Genomic DNA, 21,967 nt, shown 5'->3' on the forward strand with positions numbered 1-21,967 from the left:
CTGGCGCCCGCCGAGGGCCTCGGCGTCCGCGACGAGGAGAAGCGCGCCCAACACGTCGACGCCATCAACCGCTTCCGCTTGAGCGGCAGGCCCACGGAGTGATCGTCGAGTCCGGCACGGATTTCTCTGGAAAGACATCCGCCGGGCCATCAGCCGCGGCATGTTCGCAAGCGTGAACATCCTGGTCAAAGGGATTCGCGATCACATCAACTCCTGGAACGAGTACGCGAAAACATTCACCCGGACCGGTATTGCCGACGAGATCCCCACCAAGGCCTGAGTGGTCCAGACCAGTGTGAAGAAAATCGTCGATAACAACTCGAAGCAACGTAATCAGGATCGCGAGACACCGGCGTATCTCCGTCCCGATCTATACCGGATACGCCCGCTTCGCTCGGTCGTGACTGGCTGGAATGCGCTGGCGTGATCGTGACCTGTTTTGCCTTGAGGTCGGCCTGTCTCCAGTGAGGTGTCCCACGCCTCCTTGACGGGCGAAGCATGGTGATCATCTAATCGTTCCTAGAGAAGGTCATGGGCATGTCTTTACCTACGGGGTTGTTCCGGTTGCTTGTTTTGGGACAAATGGTGTGACGCTTGATGCGGAGCATCCGTTAGTTCCTTTCGTGGGCTATCCACTTGAGTTGTGGAGTGGCAATTCCGGGATTGCAGGTCCAGGGCATCGGTCATCTCACCTAAGCGGGGGCTGGATGGGAGCGGAGAATTCACACGGCACGGCGGTAGCGCTTCGCTTTCTGGAACTCCTCAGTGCGGGCGCTCCGGCCTGGCGGTTCGAGGAGTTCGTACTGGAAGCACGTGCCAAGGGTGCCGACAGAGAGACCGTCGAATACCTGGGACGCGCCAAACGCCTCGCGCTTGAGGTCGGGGACCGTGTCAGCCGTGGCCGGCAGAGGGAAGCGGAACTCACCGGACTGGTCGATGTCGTCCGGGAGCTCAGCCGCTCACCACATCCGGGCGCCTCGCTGGACCAGATCGTCCGGCGGGCCAGGCTGTTGATGAATTCCGACGTGGTCTATGTCGCTCTGCTGGACGAGTCGGGTGAACAAGCCGTGATCAGTGCTGTCGACGGCGCCGTCACACCAGAACTCATCGGTCTCGAAGTGCCGCTCGGGAAAAGGCCCGGAGGAAGCGTCGCCAAGCATCAGGGGCCCTTTTCGGCGGCCGACTACCTCACCGAGTACGACCTCGACCATGACCCGGTCGTCTATGCCGCGGCGCGGGCCGAGGGAGTGCACGCCATTCTGTCGGTGCCGGTGTGGGCCGAGAACGAGCAACTGGGCGTGCTCGGTGTGGGCCACCGCCGCGTGCACGAGTTCCTGCCGGACGAGGTCACCCTGCTGCGGTCCCTCGCCGACATCGCCGCTGTCGCGGTCAAGTCGGGCAGGCTGCTCGCGAAGATGAGGGCAGGGGAGCCCCGGGGGGACCAGCGGCCGCCAGGGAGGTTTGTCGGGTCCGCCGAACCCCGTGCGGCCCGGATCCAGCGGCGCCTGCTGCAACTGGCCCTGGACGGTGCCGAGATGAACGATCTGCTGGACCACTGCGCACGTGAGCTGGGAGGCCCGCTGGCGGTGTACGACCGGTCCGGAGAGGTCGTCGCCTCGTCCGGGCCCGGGCAGCCGTCACACCCCGGAGACCTGGAGCGGTCCGTTGCGAACGGCAACGCCGGCGGACGGCCTGTCGCGTTGGCCGACGGCACATGGCTGATGACGCTGACGGCCCGCTCCGATCCGGGATGGCTGCTGCACCGCCCGGACGAGCCGATGAACCCCGGGCAGCTGGAACTGCTCCCTACGGTGGCCAACGTTGTCAGCATGCTCTTGGCGCTCTGGCAGGACGATTCCGCCGGTCAGCCGTGGCGGGACGACCTGTTGGAGGACCTGATAGGCATCGATGACCCGGCGGAAGCGGCGGTGGCCCGCGCCCGCAGGCTCAGCGTGCGGCTGGATCGGACCCACGTCGTGGTCGTGGCCCGACCGGACGGCCCGGTCGACGAGAAGGCCAAGGCATGGGCCGCTTCCTGGGTACAGCGTCACCAGGGACTGAAGATGGCACGTGACAACTGTCTCGTGCTGCTCCTGCCCGGAGACGATCCGGCGGCCATGGCGGACGAGGTGTCGGCCGGACTCAGTGCCGTGCTGGAGAAGACCGTGACGGTGGGTGCCGCGGGTCCCACGGAGGGGCCCGAGAGCGTTCAGCGCTTCCATCAGGAGGCGATGCGGTGCGTGGAGGCCCTCATCGCCATGGGAGGTGTCGGCCGGACGGCGTGCGCGCGGGACCTCGGCTTCCTCGGCCTGCTGTTCGCCGAGGACTACGACGTCACCGAATTCGTCAACAAAATCATCGGACCGGTGATCGAGTACGACACCCAGCGGTTCACCGTGCTCGTCGAGACGCTCGAGGCGTACTTCCAGGCGGCGTGCAGCCAGACCCGCGCGGCCGAGCTGCTGTACGTCCACCCGAACACCGTCTCGCGCCGCCTGGAACGCATCACTCAACTGCTGGGCCGCGACTGGCAGGAGCCCGACCACGCCCTGGAACTACAGCTTGCGCTGCGTTTGCACCGGACGCGATACGCCTCACAGACCCAAGCCCAAGAACAGGCCCCGGACGTCGGCCACCTCCCGTCCCGGGGCCGGTGATCCGTCATCCGGACTGCTCGGCCTCACCACGGTCCTGGCTCTCACGCCTCAGCACCCGCACGGCGTGCGCCAGGGACACCATCGTCATGTGCCGCTGCCAGCCCTCGTAGGACCTGCCCTCGAAGTCCTGGGCTCCGACGTCGAGACAGATACGCGCGAAGTCGGTGTCGGCCCGGCGGGTCAGCTTGCTCAGACGCAGAAGGGTGCCGCGGCTCGCCCGGGTCATGTTGGTGACCCACAGTTCCGCCACCCGGCGCCTGTTCGGCTGCCACTCGCCCATCAGCAGCAGGTCCGCTCCGCCGGACCGCATCGACTCGACCGGTGACACCCTGTCCGGGCGAGGCCGCCGCGGAACGCTGATCCCGGGCCACAGCACGGGCAGCAGCGCGACCATACCGGTGCGCAGGACCCGGGGCACGGCCGGATCGACCCATTCGACGGGCCGCTGCTGGGACCTGGCGAGCATGGTGAGGTGCTCCGCGGACGCTGACAGTACGCGGCGCTGTCCACCGGACAACTCCGGGGCCAGCAGGGGTGTGTGGCTGCCGACGCGCAGCAGGAACGGCAGATCGGCGGCGGTGAACGCCTCGATGAGAGGCGCCGGCGGCAGGTCGCGCGCGTCGATCACCACCGGCCGTGGCGCGAGCCCCCAGGAGGCGGCCTGCAGGACCACGGAGATCGCCGTGTCGTCGTACGTCCGGCTGCCGCTCGACACCTCGGGCACCGCGCCGCGCGCGCCGGGCGCCATGCCACTCGGCCTGTCCTCGTCCACGGAGAGCTGCCAGTTGACGGGAGCCGCGGAGTTCTGCCCCGCGAGCCACAGTCCGTGGCTGTGCTGACTGGTGACGGCCTGGCCCAGGTGGCGTATGAAACGCCGCTGGACCCCCACCGAATGGACACCCGTCTTCGGGGTCACCATGGGCTGCACCACCCAGGCATGCGGTGTCATGACTCGCTCCATCTGGCGGGCGAGCGAGGTGCGCACCTGGGACCAGTCCCAGGTGGAGACGCTGATGAAGTGATGGAGACTCTGCGCGGCGGCGGGCTCCTGCGTGCTGGTGGCGAGGTTCCGCATGGTCTTGCGGCCCTGTGCGGTCAGCAGGCCGTGCACGTACAGCCGTCCCTTGTGCCGCTGGTCGCGGCGGCGCAGTGAAGCCAGTACCGAGGCGCACACCTCCTGGGCGATGTGCCATTCCGCGGAGTTGGCCGGTTCGTGGTGCGTCTTCGGGGCAGTGGTCAGCGTCCCCATGCAGCTCCTCAGAGTTGGGTTCCCGCAGCGCTCGACGGCCGGGCTCGTCGTGCTCTCAGCCTCGTCGGCCACGTCCTCGCTCCCCAGGTCCGCAGGGGACCCACTTCGCGGAGGACTGCGGTGACGGGTTCACAACGGTGGGGCGAAGCGCCCCCATACAGGTACCGAGGTGGTTGCCCGGTCACCATCTCCGCCTCCACTCGTGCCTTTTGACACGGTGCGAGTGGTGGTTCCGGCACACCTGGGTCGTGGTAGGCGATGCGTTCGGGCCTCTCGCGAGCCTCGGCGAACGCGAGGGGGGCGACCTGACACACCTTCGTCAATTCGCCCTCGCAGAGCATGAATTGGCAGGTCAAACCTCGTGCGGGCGATCACCCCTCTGGTAGGTTCGGCGTACGAGGGATGGGCGAATGAGGAGGCATGTGAAGCTCGCTGCCGAGTTGCTCAACCAGTCGAAGGACACACGAAGGCCGCTGATCGTGGTGCTCGGTGCGTCCGGGTTCATGGGGTCCGCCGTCGTCGACCGACTCGCCGGCCTGCCGGTGACGGTGCGTGCGGTGGCGCGAGGCCTCAGCCCGGTACCGGCGGAGGCGGTGGCCGATGTCGAGACGCATCAGGTGGACCTCGCCCGGCCCGGCGCGCTCGCCGACGCGGTCGAGGGAGCCGACGCCGTCGTCCACCTCGTCGCTCAGGTGGGCGGCGACCGGTCCTGGCGCGCGGCCGACGAACGGACCGAGCGGGTGAACGTCGGCGTGATGCGCGACCTGGTCACGGCGTTCGAGGGCCGGGACGCCCCCGCGCCGGCCGTCGTCTTCGCCAGCACCGCACAGGCCGGGACGTCCGGAGAGCACCCCAGGGCCGCGTACGCCCAGCAGAAGATCGCCGCCGAGGAGGTGCTGCGCGAGGGCACCTCACGGGGTACGGTCCGAGGCGTCGTGCTGCGGCTGTCGACCGTGTACGGCCGTTCCCCGCTGTCCGGTTCGGCGGGACGCGGAGTACTCGCGGCCATGACCCGCCGAGCCCTCGACGGTGACCCGCTCACCATGTGGCACGACGGATCCGTCGAACGTGACTTCCTCCATGTGCGCGACGCGGCACACGCCTTCGTCACGGCGCTGGACCACGTACCGCGACTGGAGGGCGGCAACTGGGCCGTGGGCAGCGGCAGTCGGGTCCGCCTGGGCGAGGTGTTCACCTTCCTCGCGGACGCCGTCGCCGAGCAGACAGGGCGTCCACCCGTCCCGGTCCAGTCCGTGCAGCCGCCCGACTTCGCCGAAGCGGGCGATTTCCACACTCCGGAATCCGACCCCGCCGCCTTCAGCGCGGTGACGGGCTGGTCTCCCGCCCTGCCACTGCGCGAGGGACTGAAAGACCTGGTGGCCGCACTGACGGTCGCGGCAGCGAGCACGTCGCGCGAGCGGTGACCGGACACCGGCTCTGCGAGCCTTGATGGTCGAGTTGAAGGGATGAATCCGAGCGTGAGCGAGGATCGGAAGCGGACACCGTACACACGGCTCGGACGCAGCGCGACTCTGGTGAGCCGGCTCTGGCTGGGAACGGTGAACTTCAGCGGACGGGTCGAGGACGCCGACGCGTCGAGACTGATGAGCGAAGCGCTCGACCGCGGCATCAACTGCGTCGACATGGCGAACATCTATGGCTGGCGCGTCCACAAGGGACACACCGAGGAACTCGTCGGCCGCTGGCTGTCCAAGAGCGGTGTCCGCCGGGAGGACGTCATCCTCGCCACCAAGGTCGGCGAGGGCATGAGCGACCGCGTCAACGACGGAGGCCTGTCCGCCCGGCACATCGTCGCGGCCTGCGAGCAGTCGCTGCGGCGCCTCGACGTGGACCACATCGACCTCTACCAGATGCACCGGCTGGACCGCGCCGCGCCCTGGGACGAGATCTGGCAGGCCATGGACCGCCTCGTCACCAGCGGAAAGGTCTGTTACATCGGATCGTCCAACTTCGCGGGCTGGAACATCGCCGCCGCCCAGGAGACCGCCATGCGGCGGAACTCCATGGGGCTGGTGTCCGAGCAGAGCATCTACAACCTGGCCGTTCGCACGGCCGACGCGGAACTGATCCCCGCCGCCCAGGCCTACGGAGTCGGTGTGTTCGCCTGGTCGCCGCTGCACGGCGGACTGCTGAGCGGAGCCCTGCGCAAGCTGGCGCAGGGCACGGCCGTCAAGTCGGCCCAGGGCAGGGCACAGGAGCTGCTGCCCGAACTGCGCTCCAACATCGAGGCGTACGAGCGGTTCTGCGATCGCATCGGTGAGAACCCCGCGGAGGTCGGCCTGTCCTGGGTGCTGTCCCGGCCCGGGATCAGCGGCGCTGTGATCGGGCCGCGGACCATCGAGCAACTGGACTCCGCGCTACGCGCCCTCGACCTGGACCTCGGTGAGGCCGAACTGACCGAGCTGGACGCCCTCTTCCCCCTGCCCCGTCCCGGCCACGCCGCGCCGCCCCAGTGACCGGGGTCGAGGCCGGGGCCGAAGCCGGGTGACACGGCCGGGGCGGTGCATCGGCCGGCTCGCGCCGACCGATGCCGCCGTCATACGACGCTGAGTGCCGGCAGCGGAAAGACCAACTTGCCGCCGTCGGCCAGGAACCGCTGCTCCCTCTCGACGAAGCCCTCCCGGTAGATCCACGGCAGAACCAGCAGCTGGTCCGGCTTCCACGCCTTGGCGTCCTCCTCGGACACGATCGGGATGTTCGTCCCGGGCGTGAAACGACCGGCCTTCTCCGAGCTCACCTCACCGATGCACGACAGGTCCGACTCGGTCAGTCCGCAGTACTGCAGGATCACGTTCCCCTTGGTGGAGGCGCCGTACCCGACGGTCACCCTGCCGGATTCGCGGGACCGGGCGAGGAATTCGAGCAGGATCTGCCGCTGCCTCTCGACCCGTCGTGCGAACGCCTCGAACGGAGCGGTCGTGTCGAGCCCTGCCTCCGCCTCCCGCGCACGGATCCGCGCCAGACCGGCTTCGTCCCGGGGATACCGGTCGGGGCTCCTGGCCAGGGTGACGCACAGGCTGCCGCCGTAGACATCGGTCAACTCGGCCTTGATCACGGTCAGTCCGACCCGCTCCGCCATCCACTCGATCTGCCGCAGGGCGTAGTACTCCAGATGCTCGTGGCACACGACGTCGTACGCGTCGGCGTGCAGCATCGAGGGCATGTAGCTCTGTTCCATGACCCAGATGCCGTCGTCCGCGAGGACGTCGTGGACGTCTTGCATGAAGCGCATCGGATCCGGCAGGTCGTAGAACATGGCGATGGAGGTGACGACTTTCGCGCGCTCGGAGCCGAAGTGGCTCTCGTACGTCTCACGGGAGAAGTAGTCGACGACGAGTTCGGCGTTCGGCGGGTACTTGTCGCGGAACTTCCCGCCGGTCGGGTCGATGCCGACCAGCCGGGGGCCGTCCTCGGGATAGGCGCTCAGCAGGGTGGCGTCGTTGCTGCCGATGTCCACGACCAGGTCCTTCGGGCCCAGTTCGACCAGGTCCCGGATGGCCGCCACTTTGCCGTGGAGATGATTGACCATGAAGGGCCGGATGCCCGAGCGGTAGCCGTAGTCGTCGCCGTACATGAGGTCGGCGTCCGGGGTGTGGCGCAGCTGCACCAGCCCGCACCCCGCGGGGGAACAGACGAGCAGTTCCAGCGGGACCGAGGGGACTACCTGGTCACGGCTCGTCGGGAACACACCGGTCAGCGCCTGCTCCCCGAGGTCCAGCACCGGGAGCAGTTCGCGGTTTCCGCAAATGCGGCACGCAGTGATGATCATTACCGGATCTTCTCGTCGTCGCGGTCGAGCGATCGACGAATCGGTCGGCACTTTGTCACCTGGCACGGGCCGGGCGGATACCTTCGAGCCCGGCATGGCCGGAATGATTCCCCGGTGGCCGCAGGCCGGTCTTCTTCCCGGCAGAAAACGCGAACACCACTATGTCAGCTCGGTGTTGCCTCGGCCGGACCGCTCTCTTACCGTGTGGTGCCGTACTCCCGGAGATGCCTCTCTGCCGCTGATCCACGGTCAGGATTGCGTAACCAAAGACACCTAGTGAAGGGTTCCGCGTGGCTCACATCGCATTCTTCATCCTCCCTGTTCCCGGGCATGTGAATCCGACACTGGGAGTGGCCGAGGAACTTGTGGCCCGCGGTCACCGGGTGACCTACGCACTTCCCGAGGACATCGCCGAACGCGCGGTCCGTGTCGGCGCCAAAGTGGTCGAGTACCCCATGGACAAGGAGCGGTTCCGCACCCATATGGTGCCGCAGCAGAATTCCGACGAGTACACCGACAAGGATGAAATACTCCGAGTGCTGGAATGGCTGCTGGACATGACCCGCCGGACCGTGGCGCCACTGGAGAGGCATTTCACCGGCGACCGTCCCGATGTGATCGTGCACGACCCGTCCTCGTTCTGGGTGGGACGTATCCTCGCCGACCGGTGGGGGATACCAGCCATCCGGAGTACACCCACGTACGCCGCCAACGAGCACTGGTCGATGCAGCCCGACGCCGAGGCGGCCGGACCGCCCGACGAACCGGCCCTCCGGGAGCTGGTCGCCGGAATCGACCGGCTGCTGCGCGAGCAGGGGATCGAGGACGACGCGACCACCTTCACCGGGCACGTCCACAGCGGTCCGGCCCTGCTCTACATGCCGCGGTACTTCCAGTACGCCGGGGACACCTTCGACGACCAGCACCACTTCGTCGGACCCTGCGCACCCCGTGCCTCCATTCACGGCACATGGGAGCCACCTCGCGACGGCAGGCCGCTCGTCATGGTGAGCATGGGGACCCTCTACAACAAGCGGCCGGAGTTCTTCCACGCGTGCGTCGAGGCGTTCCGCGACGAACCCTGGAACATCCTCCTGGTCCTCGGCGGCGGGCTGGCTGCCGAGGACCTCGGCCCGCTGCCGGACAACGTCCTGGTGCGGGACTTCGTGCCGCTCGCGGACGTGTTCCCGCACACGGACCTGGTGGTGAACCACGGCGGGATGAGCACGGCCATGGAGGCCTTCTCCTACGGCGTCCCCGTACTGGCCGTACCGGTCATGACGGAGCCGAGGGCCACCGCGCGGCGGATCGCCGAACTCGGGCTGGGCGCCCAGCTGACCGGCACGCAGGTCACGGCGGCGAACCTGCGAGACACCGCACTGCGGGTCCTCGCGGACGACGGAACACGGGAGCGGCTGCGCCAGATGCGCACGCGGATCCAGACGGCCGGCGGCGCCACCGCGGCGGCCACCGTCATCGAGGAACTGCTGCCGACGAACCGCTGAACGTATCCGTCTGCGCGAAGAGCGCCCATCCTCCGACCAGTGGGAAACGGCACCATGCTCATCACCGAAACAGCCGTCCGCGACGCCTACCGCATCCAGCCGGAGCCCCACCGCGACCAACGTGGCCGGCTCTACGAGGCGCTGCGCCACGAGTCACTGCGAGCGGCCACCGGACACGCCTTCGAGGTCCGGCAGGTCAACTTCACGGTCTCCCACCGCAACGTCCTGCGCGGCATCCACGGCACCACGCTGCCGCCCGGGCAGGGCAAGATCGTGACCTGCGTGAGAGGCGCCGCACTCACCATGGTCGTCGACCTCAGGGTCGGCTCACCGACCTTCGGCCGCCACGACGTCCTCCGACAGGACCCGGACAGCGCCACCGCCGTGTACCTGCCCGACGGGCTGGGCCTGGCCTATGTCGCGCTGAGCGACGACACCTGTATGAACTACCTGTGCACGCGTGAGTACGTCCACGGCACCATCATCGATGTCGACGCCCTCGACCCCGCCCTGGGGCTTCCGTGGAATCTGGCCGAGCCCCCGATCAGATCCGCCCGGGACGCAGCGGCCAGGTCCCTCGCCGAGGCAGCCTCAGACGGATCGCTGCCGACGTACGAGGAATGCGTGCGTACGTATCAGGCCCTGCCCGTCCACAGCGAGTGAACGCGCGGTCAGGGGACATGACGGAGAGATCCCGGCAGGCGGTCGAGCTGGCGGCGGAAGGCGTCTGCCTGTGTGTGGAGGGGACGACCCGCGAACTCCAGCGCACCGGCCGTTTCGCGGAGTTGCTCCGTGAGCTGGGCGCGTGCGCCGTCGCCGCCCAGCCCGCCGCGGTGGCCGAGGCGGTACGCAACGGCGACGCCTACCAGGCCCACTTGTCCGACCTCGCGTCACGGCGGGTGTCGACCGGCGAAGCGGTGCACAGCCTGCTGTACGAGGACGCACGTGCCGCCTGCGACAAGCTGCTGCCGCACTACCGCAAGAGCGCCGGACTGTGTGCCTGTGTCTTCGTACCACTGGACCCGTACGCAGACGGCCGCAGGGCGGTCGCGGAGGCCTCGGCGTTGTGGTGGACGGTGGACCGGCCCAACGCGGTGGTGTCCGTGCACGTGGCGCACGGCGAGGGGCCGCTGGTCGGCGATCTGCTGGCGCGGGGCATCAGCGTCGATGTCCGGTCGCTGTTCACGCTCGAACAGTTCGATCGGCTCTTCGAGGAGTTCCTCAGCGGTCTGGAGCGGGCCCGCGACGCCGGGTGCGAGCTGTCGGGGATCCACTTCGCGGCCTCTGTCCCGCTACGGCTGCTGGACGAGTCGATCGCGGCCCGGCTCGGCCTCACGGCGCGGCGCGAGGACTGGGCGGTGGCGGTTGCCCGGCTGCTGCACCACCGCCGCGAGCAGCTGATGGACGGCGCCCGCTGGCGGTCGCTGGTCCGCGCGGGCGTCCGTCCCCCACACTTCGTCTGGTCCTCACACGCGGCGCCCGTGACGGAAGCGGTGCACTACTTGGAGGAGCTGGTGGCCTGGAACAGCGTCTTCTCGGCGGGGCCGGGGACGCTGCGCGCCGTGCGCAGCCGGGCCGAGCTGCGCGGCGACTCCGTCAGCGGTACGGAGACGTGTTCGCGGCAGGTGCTGTCCACCCTTCACCACCACGGAGTCGACCTGTACGACCTCGGCCTTGAGCTGCAGCAGACTCAGCTCAAGGCCGCACGCGCCGAGTGGACCGAACTGAGCGAGGCCGTCGAGGCCTTGCTCAGGCGGGCCTGACCGACATCACCGGGCTCCCGAGGAGCGGCCGTCGGGAGTCCCCGGGCAGCGTGTCCCGAAGGCGGCGACCCGCCCCTCGCGCAGCATCATCCGGGATCCGGCGAACCGGCGCTGCATCCGCCGGTCGTGCGTGACGACGACCACGGCACCCTGATAGTCCGTCAACGCCTGTTCCAGTTCCTCGACCAGGGCGGGCGACAGGTGATTGGTCGGCTCGTCAAGCAGCAGCAGGTCGATCGGGTCACTCACCAGCCGGGCGAGTTCGAGCCTGCGGCGTTGTCCGTAGGACAGCTCTCCCATCCGTTGCCGCAGATCGTCCGGGCCGAACAGTCCGAGGGAGAGCAGCGCCTCGACGTGATCGTCCGGGTGCCCGCTCCGCCCCTGGGCGAAGGCCTGAGGCACGGTCAGGCCCGGCGGCCAGGACGTGGGTTCCTGCCGCAGGTGTCCGACCCGCCCGCTCACCACCACCGAACCGTCGTCGGGCGGCAGTTCCCCGGCCAGCAGGCGCAGGAGAGTGGTCTTGCCCGCCCCGTTGGAACCGGTGACCAGCAGTCGCTCGCCGGGACGAATGCGCAGCGACTTGACCCGCAGGCGATCGCCGACCCGTACTTCTTCGAGCTCGGCCACCGTGTCCTTGGCCGTCTCCTGGTCCGCGGTGGCGATACGGGCGGTGAACGCGAGTGCGTCGGCAGGACGGGCGACGGGCGTCTCCGTCAGCCGGGCCACCCGTTCCTTGGCGTTGCGGATCCGGGACGTCGCGCCGTGCACGCGACCGCGTGACCGGAACTGGCCCGCCCCGAAGACGGCGAGGGGCAACTTGCGCGGTATGCCGTCCATCCGCTGTACCTGCGTGGCCACCAACTGCCGGTTGTGGTCGAGTTCGGTGCGCCACTGCTCGTACTCGCGCAGCCGCCGGCGGCGTTCCGCCGCCTTGGCGGACAGATAGCCGTCGTAGCCGTCCCCGAAGCGGGTGACCCGGCCTGAGCCGACCTCCAGGATGGTGGTGGTGAGCCGTTCCAGGAACACCCGGTCGTGGGTGACCGCGACAACGGTGCCCTGATAGCGGCGCAGATACTCCTCCAGCCATGTCACCGCCCGTTCGTCCAGGTCGTTGGTCGGCTCGTCCAGGAGCAGCAGTTCGGGTGCCGATGCGAGTGTCCCGGCCAGTGCCAGGCGAGAGCGCTCACCCCCGGAAAGGGTCGCGAGCGTCCTGTCCCGCTCCAGGTCCGGCAGGCCGACGTGGTGCAGCATGATGTCCACCCGCGAGTCGGCCTCGTACCCGCCGCGGCCCTGATAGCGCTCCATCAACTCTGCGTAGGCCTTGAGTTGCTTGGCGAGTTCTTCGTCCGACCGTGTCTGGTCGGCCAGTTCGGCCTCGGCCGCTCGCAACTGCCTCTCCAGCTCCCGCAGTTCGGCCAGCGCGAGATCGACGGCGTCCTGGACGACGGCGTTCTCCGGCAGATCCAGGGACTGCGGCAGATATCCCACACCGCCGGGCGCGACCACGGTCACCGTCCCGTTGTCGGGGGTGTCCCGCCCCGCCATCAGCCTGAGCAGCGTGGACTTGCCGGATCCGTTGTCACCGACGATGCCGATCTTCTCGCCGGGCTTGACGGTGCAGTCCACGTGGTCGAGTACTACACGGTCCTGGTACCGCTTGGTGATGTCATGCAGGGCGAATTGGGCGGAGCTCACGCAGGGGTCCTCCTGATCACAGTTGAGTGCGGGATGCCGTGCCCGCGTACACCACAACCGCCGGGGAAGCCCTCGACTAAAAAGCCCAAACGGCCGAACACCGGGGCGAGGCATTGTGGAGGTACACGGAAATACGTGACAGCGGAGTCGCGCTCGACGCCATCACGTATTTACTCAACTCTCACAGAGAACCCATAGCGAAAAACGTATCACAACCACGAAGGCTGCCTGCTGGAGTGCGGAAGATGTGCCACGACTTCAGTCGTACGACGCCGCGTTCGACCGGCGCCCGGGCTGCGAACAGCGCTCGAGTCGAACGAGAGTTGAAACGGACACGAAGACGACGGCCGGCGCGAGGCCGGCCGTCGTTGCGGGCATGCCGCCGGGACGACACCTCATGGGTGGTGCGCGGAGGGCGTACAGGGGACGCCGGAGCGGCCTGTCAGGGGGCTACGGCGCGGCCGGTCTGCGGCGAGATTCTGCCTGCGCACAGGCCCCGGGCGGTCAACCCCTGCGCGATACGGGGGATCGCGGCCCGCGTGTTGGCGGACCAGTCGTGCATGAGGATGACTTGACCGTTGCCGAGCCGTCCGGCGGCCTGCACGATGGCATCCGCGCCGGCGCCGTTCCAGTCCTGTGAGTCCACGTCCCAGATGATCTCGGTCAGGCCGTACTTGGCCTCGACTGCCTTCACCGTCGAGTTGGTCTCGCCGTAGGGCGGCCGGAACAGCTTCGGCGTACCGCCGCCTGCGGCCGCGATCGCCTGCTGGGTCCGGGATATCTCCGAGTCGATCTGTGACTGGCCGAGCTGGGGCAGGTGCGGGTGGGTGTAGCTGTGATTGCCGACCCACATACCGGCGTTGACCTGCGCCCGTACCTGGGACGGGTTGGCGGCGGCGTACTGGCCCTGGTTGAACATCGTGGCCCGTAGCCCGTTCTGCGTGAGCGCGTTGAGCAGGGCCGGTGTGTTGCCGGACGGGCCGTCGTCGAAGGTGAGCCCGACGTATCCGTTGCAGGCGGCGGCCTGCGCCGGGGCGGAGCTGACGGTGAGGCTGCCCGCGGCGACCAGCGCGACGGCGGCGAGCGTCGTCGGCAGGGGATGTAACGCGAGACGTGTCCGGGTGCTCATGCCGACACCGTGATGTTGGAGCTGCCGCTGCTCTGGTACCCCTCTGTCGCGAGGATCATGTAGTAGCTGAAGCTGCCGAGGCGCATTCCCGCTCGCGCCCAGGCGTCGAAGTGGTTGCCGGTGGTGATGGTGCCGCCGGTCCGCTTCGACTGGCGGACACTCCAGTACTGATTGAAGGTCTTCGTGCCTTCGACGGACGGGGCGTTGTACCGCGTCGTCTGATAGATGTCGTAAGTGCCGCCGTCACTGGTGACGGCGCCCTTGTACGTTCCCGTCGGCCGGTAGGTGCCCCAGTTGTCGACGACGTAGTACTCCACGAGCGGGTTGGACGTCCACCCGTAGAGGCACAGGTAGGCGTTGCCGGATGGGCTGAAGGAGCCCGAGTAGGACACGTTCCTGCGGCTGCCGTTGCTCCAGCCCTTGCCGGCGACGAAGTTCCCGGTGTTCCTCCAGGTGGTGCTGTAGCTCCCGCCGGAGCTGAGGTTCATGGAGACCGTGCCCTGTGCGTCGGTCCAGAACGAGTAGTAGTAGCCGTTGTTGGTGCCGGTCTGGTTCGTGGTGACGACCGTGTCGGCGCGGGCCGTGCCGGGCAGAGCCAGCGCGGTCGCGGCGCCCAGCATCATGGCGCAGGCCTGCCTGCGGCTCGGCTGTGCAGGTATGAGGTTCATGTGCGGGTTTCCTCCGTCTTCCACGGGCGGGGGTTTGGTCCGACAGTGTTGACCTGCACCCGTCAAGCGTCAATAGTTTCGCCCTCGATTGCGAAACATTCGTAGGGGATTCGATGTCCACGAAGGTGATAACACCTGTTCGTTGGCCTTTTCGGGTTTGTCGATGTGACCATGGGGGTGATGTCTGTTCACTGAAGATCAGATATATGGGTCGCGGCATCGAATGTTTCGAACTGCCTTACCTCGACAGAATCGCCCCGGCTGAACCTGGCGGAACGCTCGCTCGCAGAGGTCATCAAGAGCTCATTCGGCGAGGTGTCCACACCTCCGTGGATGGCCAGACCGAGGCCAGTGCGTTGGCAGCGACGATGCCCTTGACCCTCGGGGAGTTCCGCAGCCTGGGCTCGGGGTCGCTGAAGCCACTCCCGCAGGTCGAGGACCGTTGGACCTGTCATCCGTACGGCGAGTGCCGTCCTACGGGCTCTGCGGACGCCGACTCCGGCCGTGCCGCCGAGATCCCGCGCGGTCGCAAGGTTGTGCCGACCGTGCCCGCGTGGCGGGCCTTGTGTCATGTCGCGGCTCGGGTGATGCGCAGGCAGCGAAATGTTCGAACTGTGACCTCGGTGTCAACGCGCGCAGTTCACCTTGTGGACACCTCGAATACTCCTGGAATTACCCCGCAATTCTCAGTGGCTTCTCACGTACCACCGGTTTCGTGTCCTCTGTCGCCCGACCGGGCCGTACGACGAAGGAGGCGCATGGTGGCGCTACCGGTGACCACACGACGGAAGTCCCCTGGCCAGGAGGAGGATCAAGACCTGGCAGAGGAACAGCCGTTGCACGTGGCCAGCAGGCTGCACGCGTTCAACCGGTTCGAGCTGAAGTACCTCGTGCCGGTCGAGCAGGCGGCCGAGATCCGGGACGAGCTGGCCGAGCGGATGGACCGTGATCTGAACAGCCCGGCCGGCGGCTACGGCGTGTGGAGTCTGTACTACGACACCCCGCAGCTGCGGTTCTACTGGGAGAAGATCGAGGGCCTGAAGTTCAGGCGCAAGCTGCGCATCCGCCACTACGGGACCCCGGACGGTGTCACGGACGAGTCCCCGGTGTGTGTGGAGATCAAGCAGCGCGTCAACCGGGTCACGCAGAAGCGCCGCATCACCCTTCCGTACGGCGTCGCACGTCAGTTGTGCGACGGCCGCGAGATGATCGAACACTCGCCGAAGGAGAGCGCCTTCGTCCAAGAGGTCCTCGAACTCGTGGTTCGGCTGAATCTCCTGCCCACCGCGATCACCGGCTACCAGCGTGAGGCCCTGGTCGGCCGCGACGCGGACACGGGGCTGCGGGTGACCTTCGACCGGCGGATCCGCGGCCGGGACCGGGACTTCCACTTCGGCACGTCGAACCCGGAGAACCGGTTCACCATCCCGCCGCACCTGTCGGTGATGGAGATCAAGGTCAATGAGCGCACGCCGTACTGGATCACGGACCTGGCGGCGCGTCGGAACCTCAGCCTGATCCGGGTCTCCAAGTACGTGCAGTCCATCGAGGCGTTCGGCCTGGCGCCCCGGTCCGTCTTCCACGTCCACGAGGCGGACCACCCACAGCCCAGCACCCCCACCATCAACCCGCTGTCCGGACAGCGGCAGGCGCACGTCGCGCCCTTGAAAGCAGGAGCACAGTGAACTTCGATCTGCAGGAACTCAGCGGTACGTTCAGCGTCACCGACGTCGTCGTGGCCATGGCGCTGTCCTTCGTCCTGAGCACGATCATCGGCCATGTGTACCGGTACACGCACCGCAACGTTTCCTACAGCCAGTCCTACGTCCAGACCCTGGTCATCGTCGGCATGGTCGTCGCGTTGATCATGCTGGTGGTGGGGTCCAACCTCGCCCGGGCGTTCTCCCTGGTCGGAGCCCTGTCGGTGATCCGATTCCGGAACGCCATCAAGGAGACCAGGGACGTCGGCTTCGTCTTCATGGCGATGGCGATCGGCATGGCCTGCGGTGCCCGCTTCTACACCCTCGCGGCTGTCGGTGCCGTCGTGATCTGCGTGGTCGTCGTCGTGATGTTCAAGTTCAACTGGTTCGCCCTGAGCGTCCAGCGCCAGGTCGTCAAGGTCCAGGTACCCGCGGGCGAGGACTACTCGTCGGCCATCCGCGACGTCCTCATCCGGTACACCACCGAGTTCGAGTTGGTGAGCACCGAGACAATCCGTGGCGGCGCGCTGACCGAGGTGTTCTACACAGTACGGATGAAGAAGGGCACCGAGCCCAGTGATCTGGTGAACGCGCTCCAGGAGCGGACCTCGGGCCAGCGGGTGACAGTCCTGACCGGTTACGACTCGACCGACCTGTGATGTCCGGCAGCAACGAGGCGACCCCTCGGCGACAGCGACGGCGACTTCGGGATCGGATCCCCGTACGTCTGCGGCACCATTGGAAGCCGGCCGGAGCCCTGTGTGCGGGACTGGCGGTGATGGTCTACTTCTTCGGCGACGCCCGCGTCTCGCCGTACGTCACGTCCTCTTCCCGCGTGGAGGCCGACGCCATCACGGACGACGTGCACGGCACGGTCGACCTGTACGACACCTCTGTGTCCCACTCCATCCAACTGGAGTACGACCAGACCGACTTCACCAAGATGATGAAGGAGTTCCGCGAGGACGGAACCAAGGACTACATCGAAGCGGACCTCACCATCGACGGGGTCTACCTCGAAGACGTCGGGATCCGCCTCAAGGGCAACTCCACATTGATGTCCCTGCGTGGAAGCGGTCAGGGCGGGCCCGGTGGCGGCCGGACCATGCCCGAAGGAGCCGCGCAGGGCGCCCCGGACCTGCCACAGGATGGTGGGACCGGGAGCCGGGACCGCGGCCAGGGCAACGGCGGCGGTCCCGGCGGAGCCGGCGGTGCCATGGGCGGAATCACGCAGTACAACCTCTCCGAGAAGAAGCCCGAGGAACTGCCGTGGCTCGTCAAGGTGGACGAGTTCATCGAGGGCCGCGCCTACCAGGGCGAGCGCGAGATCTCGCTGCGCCCTGGCAGCAAGGGCCAGGTACCGGTGAACGAGGCTCTATCGCTGAGCCTGACGGACAGCACCGGCCAGAAGAACGAGCGGTACGCCTTCACGTCGATGCAGGTCAACAACCGTCCCGTCACTACCAGGTTGATGGTCGAGAGCCCGGACACGGAGTACGCCGAGTCCATCGGCGACGGTGACGGAGTCCTGTACAAGGCGCGGGCCGGCGGCAGTTTCGACTACCAGGGTGACGACCCGAGCGACTACGAGGACTCGTTCAAACAGCTCAACAAGGTCGGCAGCCAGGACCTGTCGCCGGTCATGAAGCTCATCAAGTGGGCGAACCAGGCATCGGACGAAGAGTTCGAGAAGGAGCTCGACCAGTACGTGGACGTCGAGTCGCTGGCCACGTACGTCGCCGCGCAGAACCTGCTGATGAACTTCGACGACATGGCCGGACCGGGCAAGAACTACCTGCTGTGGTACGACCTGGACACCAGGAAGTTCTCGGTCCTCGGGTGGGACCACAACCTCACCTTCAGCGGCGACGCGACGTCGGGCCCGGACGACGACATGGGCATGGGCGGCGCACTCGGTGGTGGCGGAGGCGCTGCCAACGGGCAGAGCGGCCAAGGCGACCAGGACACAGGTGGTCAGGGGGCGCAGAGCGCGCCCTCCGGGATGCCCGAGGGAATGCCGGAGGGAATGCCCGAAGGCCCTCCGGAGGGAATGCCGGAGGGAATGCCTTCAGGCATGCCGGGCGGTCAGGGCGGCCAAGGCGAAGGCGGCGGGCCCGGCGGCTCCATGGGTCACCCCTTGAAGGAACGCTTCCTGGACTCGGACACCTTGGATCCCGTTTACAAGACGGCGTACAAGGAGCTGTACGAGAAGTTCTACGGCTCCGGGAACGCTCTGAAGGCGCTGAATGACATCGCCGAGCAGGCGGGCAGGGCCGGTGCCGGCGGGAAGGAGCTGGACTCCGCCGTCGAAAAGCTGCGTACGACGGTCACCGAGCGCGCTGAGGCGCTGAGCAAGAACAAGGAGGTGACCGGCTGATCTCCGGCGCCCCGGACGGCAGTTCCCCGTGGGACGCCGTCCGGGGTGTTCGGCGAAATCCGAACCCCGCACCAGCGAAGGAAGCTCCATGCCCGTCGCGCCGTCAGCGCCCGCGCCGCCCAGACACAACGTGCTCGTGGTCGAGGACGACCCGAGCATCCGCACCTTGCTCACGTCAGCTCTGCACGCCGCCGGATACGCGGTGAACACCGCCGACACCGGCAGGACGGCCATGTTCGAGGCGGGCCGCAGCCAGCCCGATCTGATCCTGCTGGATGTGGGCCTTCCGGATATCGACGGCTTCGCGGTGACGCGTCATCTGCGCGCGGAGGGTGTCTACACACCCGTGCTGTTCCTGACGGCCCGCACCGACGTCGAGGACCGCATCATCGGCCTCAGCTCCGGCGGGGACGACTACGTCACCAAGCCCTTCCATGTGCAGGAGGTACTGCTGCGCATCCGTGCGATCCTGCGGCGCAGTGACATGCCGCCGGGTGGCGGGGCCAGGAGGCCGGCCCTGCGGTACGCCGATCTGGTGCTGGACGAGCAGACGCACGAGGTGTGGCGGGCGGGCCTGCCGATCCAGCTGTCGCCCACCGAGTTCCGGCTCCTGGTCTGTCTGCTGGCGCAGCCCGAACGTGTGGTGGGCAAGAAGGAGATTCTGTCCGAGGTCTGGCACTACGACTTCGCGGGAGACGCCCGCATCGTCGACACGTACGTACGCAATCTGCGGCGCAAGATGGACCGGTTCGAGCCCCAGCTCATCCAGACGATCCGCGGTGTCGGCTACTGTCTGCGAGCCGCCCGTCCCGGACCGGGAGCGGCGGCGTTGTGAGGCAGCGGCTGGGGCGGCTGAAACCGCGCTCTCTGCGAGCACGGCTGGTTCTTGGCGCCACTTTGCTGGCCACCTCGGCGGTTCTGCTCTGCCAGGCGGCGGGGCTCGCACTGCTCCACACCTGGCTCACGGACCAGGTCGACGGTCGGCTCAGCCGCTTCCAACCGGTGGCCCAGCTGGAACGGGACGTCGTCGACGGACGGACGACAGCAGGGGAGAGCGGCAGGAACAACGCCCTCCCCTCCGACTACCGGGTGTACTTCTACGACAGCGACGGACGCAGGCTGCCCAGGTCACTGAGTGGCGACGAGGGTGGTGCCGGGCCACGGTTGCCCTGGTCGGAGTCGGCACTCGGTCTGCGGAACGGCCGACCCGTCACGCTCGCCGCGACCGACGGGGAAAGCACCTGGCGGGTGATCGCCCGGCCCGGCGCCGACGGCACGAGGGTGGTGGTGGCGCTGCCTCTGAACGAGGTGGAGAACGCGACCGTCAGGATGCTGTGGTTCAGCCTCGCCGTGGGGGTGGCTGTCGCCGTCGGCGTCGTCCTCTTCGGCAGCCTCGTCGTGCGAGTGGGGCTACGTCCGCTGGCCGGGGTCGAGCGCACCGCACGGCGCATCGCCGACGGCGAGTTGGAGCTGTGCGTTCCGGACCAACACGTGGTCACCGAAGTCGGCCACCTCAGCCGTGCCTTGAACACCATGCTCGACCGGCTGCGCACCGCGTTGCACCGTGCAGAGGCGTCCGAGCAGCGATTGCGCCACTTTCTGGCGGACGCCGGTCATGAACTGCGCACGCCTCTCACCTCCTTGCAGGGCTTCGCCGAACTCCTCGTACAGGAGCCGGAGATGAGTCCGGAACGACGCCACGAGGCGCAGCAGCTGATCGTGCGGAACGCGGAACGGATGAGCCGCCTCGTCGACAGCCTGTCCCAGCTGGCCAAGCTGGGGGACGTACCCGCGATGCAGTGGCAGCCGGTCGACCTGCTGTCTCTGGCCGCGGACAGCATTGCTGCCGTCGCCGTGCAGTACCCCGACCGCAGTATCGGCTTGGGCGCCCTTGCCGACACCGAGGGCGATGCCCACGAAGCCGAGCTGGACGTCGTCGATGCTCTCGGTGATCCGCACCAGCTGACTCAGATCCTGTCCAATCTGCTCACCAACGCGTGCGTCCACACCCCGACCGGGACCCACGTCCGGGTGCGTGTCGGCACCCTCCGTATCCGCCCGAACGGCCAGGGCACGGACGGAGGGGGCCGCACCAGTGTCAATCCTCCACTTGCCGCCGGGACTCTTGCCTGTGCCGTCGAGGTGGCCGACGACGGGACCGGCCTCGCCGGGTCGGACGCGCGGAGAGTGTTCGAACGCTTCTACCGCGCCGGTTCCGCCCAGCGGGCTGCGGCCGGCTCCGGTCTGGGACTGGCGATCGCTTCCAGTGCCGCGGAGGCCAATGGCGGGCGTCTGGAGCTCGACACCTGGCCGGGGGAGGGCTGCACATTCCGCTTGCTTCTGCCGAACCGGCCCACTGCCGCATCCACGGCGCACCGCGATGGACGGACCCCTCCGTTGCTGTCCGCCACGGCTGCCGGCGTCAGTGGATGACCTTCACCTGACCAATTCCTCACCACTACCGAAGGAGTTTCAACGGTGAAACTCAGCACCGTACGACTGGGGCGGAACCGTACGGCCGCCGCGCGTGTGCACAAAAGGCACTGCGTGCTGCTGCCGTATCCGGACGTCGGGGCGCTGATCGCGTCCGGCGACGGCTGGCGGGACCGGGCCGGTGCCGATATCGGTGAGCGTCACAGGCTGGACGACGTCTCCTATGCCCCACTGATCGTCCGACCGGGCAAGATGGTTGCCGTCGGCCTCAACTATGCCGTCCGGGCACGGGAGTTGGGGTGTCCCGTCCCTGCCGCGCCGGAGTTCTCCGTGCGCAACGACGGCCGTGTGGTCGTCGGTGCCGACGACGACATCCGCCTGCCGGCCGAGGGACAGGATGTGCACTGCGGTGTGGAGCTCGGTGTGGTGATCGGGCGAAGGGCCCGGGATGTGACGGCCCGGTCGGCCCTGAGCCATGTCGCGGGTTACACCGTGGTCAACGACGTCGCGGTGCGGAACGGCCCGGAGCGCATCCCGTCCGCTGTTGTCGCCACTGTGGTGGGGCCCGCCCTGATCACCACTGATGATGCGCCGATCGGCGCTCGCGGCTTGACGATCAACTGTCTCGTGGACGGGCGCGTCACGCAGAAGGCGAACACCTCGGAACTGATCTTCGACGTCGCCACCGTCATCGCGCACGTCAGCAGCTCCGTCACCCTGTTGCCCGGCGATCTGATCACGACCGGAACGCCGGCCGGAACCGGTACCAGTCGTAAACACGAGGTACCCCCTCGGCCGGGAACACAGGTGATCAGTGTGATCAAAGGCGTCGGTGAACACCGCAACATCGTGATGCGGCCGAGTTCACAGTGAATCGTGGGAGCGCTTTCGGCCATTGATCTGACTCCCTGTCAGTTCTCGGTATCCTCCCCCCGCCCCCACAGGCGGGGCGGCAACAGTGAGGCCGCGGCCCTGGACCAGGGCCCGTGAGCCGCAGTCTG

Annotated in this window: 17 protein-coding genes; 12 read left to right on the plus strand and 5 right to left on the minus strand. The window is 67.8% G+C overall.

From position 1 onward, the window contains the following. Positions 1-707 precede the first annotated feature (707 nt). Positions 708-2,657, plus strand: a complete 1,950-nt coding sequence (locus AOK17_RS09135; RefSeq protein ID WP_055611846.1) for a helix-turn-helix domain-containing protein — start codon at positions 708-710, stop codon at positions 2,655-2,657. A 4-nt stretch (positions 2,658-2,661) separates the two neighbouring features. Here AOK17_RS09135 and AOK17_RS09140 read toward each other — a convergent pair whose 3' ends face one another. Then, complete coding sequence (locus tag AOK17_RS09140) at positions 2,662-3,906, minus strand: IS701 family transposase (RefSeq protein ID WP_055611847.1); 1,245 nt, start codon at positions 3,904-3,906, stop codon at positions 2,662-2,664. Positions 3,907-4,328: 422 nt separating this feature from the next. On the opposite strand from AOK17_RS09140, the gene AOK17_RS09145 reads away from it, so the two are divergent. Continuing rightward, positions 4,329-5,330 (plus strand): NAD-dependent epimerase/dehydratase family protein, encoded by a 1,002-nt coding sequence (locus AOK17_RS09145; RefSeq protein WP_245697066.1) that lies wholly within the window; start codon positions 4,329-4,331, stop codon positions 5,328-5,330. 42 nt (positions 5,331-5,372) lie between these two features. After that, a complete protein-coding gene (locus AOK17_RS09150) occupies positions 5,373-6,383 on the plus strand; it encodes an aldo/keto reductase (protein ID WP_055611849.1) in 1,011 nt (336 codons plus the stop codon). Positions 6,384-6,463: 80 nt separating this feature from the next. On the opposite strand, the gene AOK17_RS09155 is transcribed toward AOK17_RS09150, so the two are convergent. Continuing rightward, complete coding sequence (locus AOK17_RS09155; RefSeq protein ID WP_055611850.1) at positions 6,464-7,696, minus strand: class I SAM-dependent methyltransferase; 1,233 nt, start codon at positions 7,694-7,696, stop codon at positions 6,464-6,466. Between the two features lie 290 nt (positions 7,697-7,986). Between AOK17_RS09155 and AOK17_RS09160 the strand changes: the two genes are divergently transcribed. The 3 genes from AOK17_RS09160 to AOK17_RS09170 are packed head-to-tail and all read left to right on the plus strand — an operon-like array spanning position 7,987 to position 10,964. After that, the gene (locus AOK17_RS09160) at positions 7,987-9,201 is read left to right on the plus strand and encodes a macrolide family glycosyltransferase (RefSeq protein WP_063997191.1); all 1,215 of its coding nucleotides are present in this window, start codon (positions 7,987-7,989) and stop codon (positions 9,199-9,201) included. Positions 9,202-9,240: 39 nt separating this feature from the next. Beyond that, on the plus strand, positions 9,241-9,864 hold the full coding sequence (locus tag AOK17_RS09165) for a dTDP-4-dehydrorhamnose 3,5-epimerase family protein (RefSeq protein ID WP_342671493.1): 624 nt from the start codon (positions 9,241-9,243) through the stop codon (positions 9,862-9,864). Positions 9,865-9,881: 17 nt separating this feature from the next. Beyond that, positions 9,882-10,964, plus strand: a complete 1,083-nt coding sequence (locus AOK17_RS09170; protein WP_055611852.1) for a transaldolase family protein — start codon at positions 9,882-9,884, stop codon at positions 10,962-10,964. 6 nt (positions 10,965-10,970) lie between these two features. On the opposite strand, the gene AOK17_RS09175 is transcribed toward AOK17_RS09170, so the two are convergent. From AOK17_RS09175 to AOK17_RS09185, 3 genes are all read right to left on the minus strand, one after another. Further along, entirely contained in the window at positions 10,971-12,659 is a 1,689-nt protein-coding gene (locus AOK17_RS09175; protein WP_055611853.1) for a TlrC/CarA/OleB/SrmB family ABC-F type ribosomal protection protein, read from the minus strand. Between the two features lie 442 nt (positions 12,660-13,101). After that, entirely contained in the window at positions 13,102-13,788 is a 687-nt protein-coding gene (locus AOK17_RS09180) for a polysaccharide deacetylase family protein (protein WP_055611854.1), read from the minus strand. Further along, positions 13,785-14,456, minus strand: coding sequence for a glycoside hydrolase family 11 protein (locus AOK17_RS09185; protein WP_055611855.1), 672 nt, complete (start codon positions 14,454-14,456; stop codon positions 13,785-13,787). Before AOK17_RS09185 ends, AOK17_RS09180 begins: the two co-directional genes overlap by 4 nt. Before the next feature lie 842 nt (positions 14,457-15,298). On the opposite strand from AOK17_RS09185, the gene AOK17_RS09190 reads away from it, so the two are divergent. From AOK17_RS09190 to AOK17_RS09215, 6 genes are all read left to right on the plus strand, one after another. Beyond that, complete coding sequence (locus AOK17_RS09190) at positions 15,299-16,141, plus strand: polyphosphate polymerase domain-containing protein (RefSeq protein WP_055611856.1); 843 nt, start codon at positions 15,299-15,301, stop codon at positions 16,139-16,141. After that, complete coding sequence (locus AOK17_RS09195) at positions 16,138-16,815, plus strand: DUF4956 domain-containing protein (protein WP_055611857.1); 678 nt, start codon at positions 16,138-16,140, stop codon at positions 16,813-16,815. The genes AOK17_RS09190 and AOK17_RS09195 overlap by 4 nt, the downstream gene beginning before the upstream one ends. After that, positions 16,815-18,533, plus strand: coding sequence for a CotH kinase family protein (locus AOK17_RS09200; RefSeq protein WP_055611858.1), 1,719 nt, complete (start codon positions 16,815-16,817; stop codon positions 18,531-18,533). The genes AOK17_RS09195 and AOK17_RS09200 overlap by 1 nt, the downstream gene beginning before the upstream one ends. An 88-nt stretch (positions 18,534-18,621) precedes the next feature. Then, a complete protein-coding gene (locus AOK17_RS09205; protein WP_055611859.1) occupies positions 18,622-19,368 on the plus strand; it encodes a response regulator transcription factor in 747 nt (248 codons plus the stop codon). Then, positions 19,365-20,966: a sensor histidine kinase gene (locus tag AOK17_RS09210; RefSeq protein ID WP_063997192.1), complete on the plus strand. Its 1,602-nt coding sequence runs from the start codon at positions 19,365-19,367 to the stop codon at positions 20,964-20,966. The genes AOK17_RS09205 and AOK17_RS09210 overlap by 4 nt, the downstream gene beginning before the upstream one ends. Positions 20,967-21,011: 45 nt before the next feature. Beyond that, positions 21,012-21,839: a fumarylacetoacetate hydrolase family protein gene (locus AOK17_RS09215; RefSeq protein ID WP_055611860.1), complete on the plus strand. Its 828-nt coding sequence runs from the start codon at positions 21,012-21,014 to the stop codon at positions 21,837-21,839. Positions 21,840-21,967: the final 128 nt, after the last annotated feature.

This window comes from Streptomyces phaeochromogenes (assembly GCF_001418655.1).
GTDB lineage: Bacteria > Actinomycetota > Actinomycetes > Streptomycetales > Streptomycetaceae > Streptomyces > Streptomyces phaeochromogenes.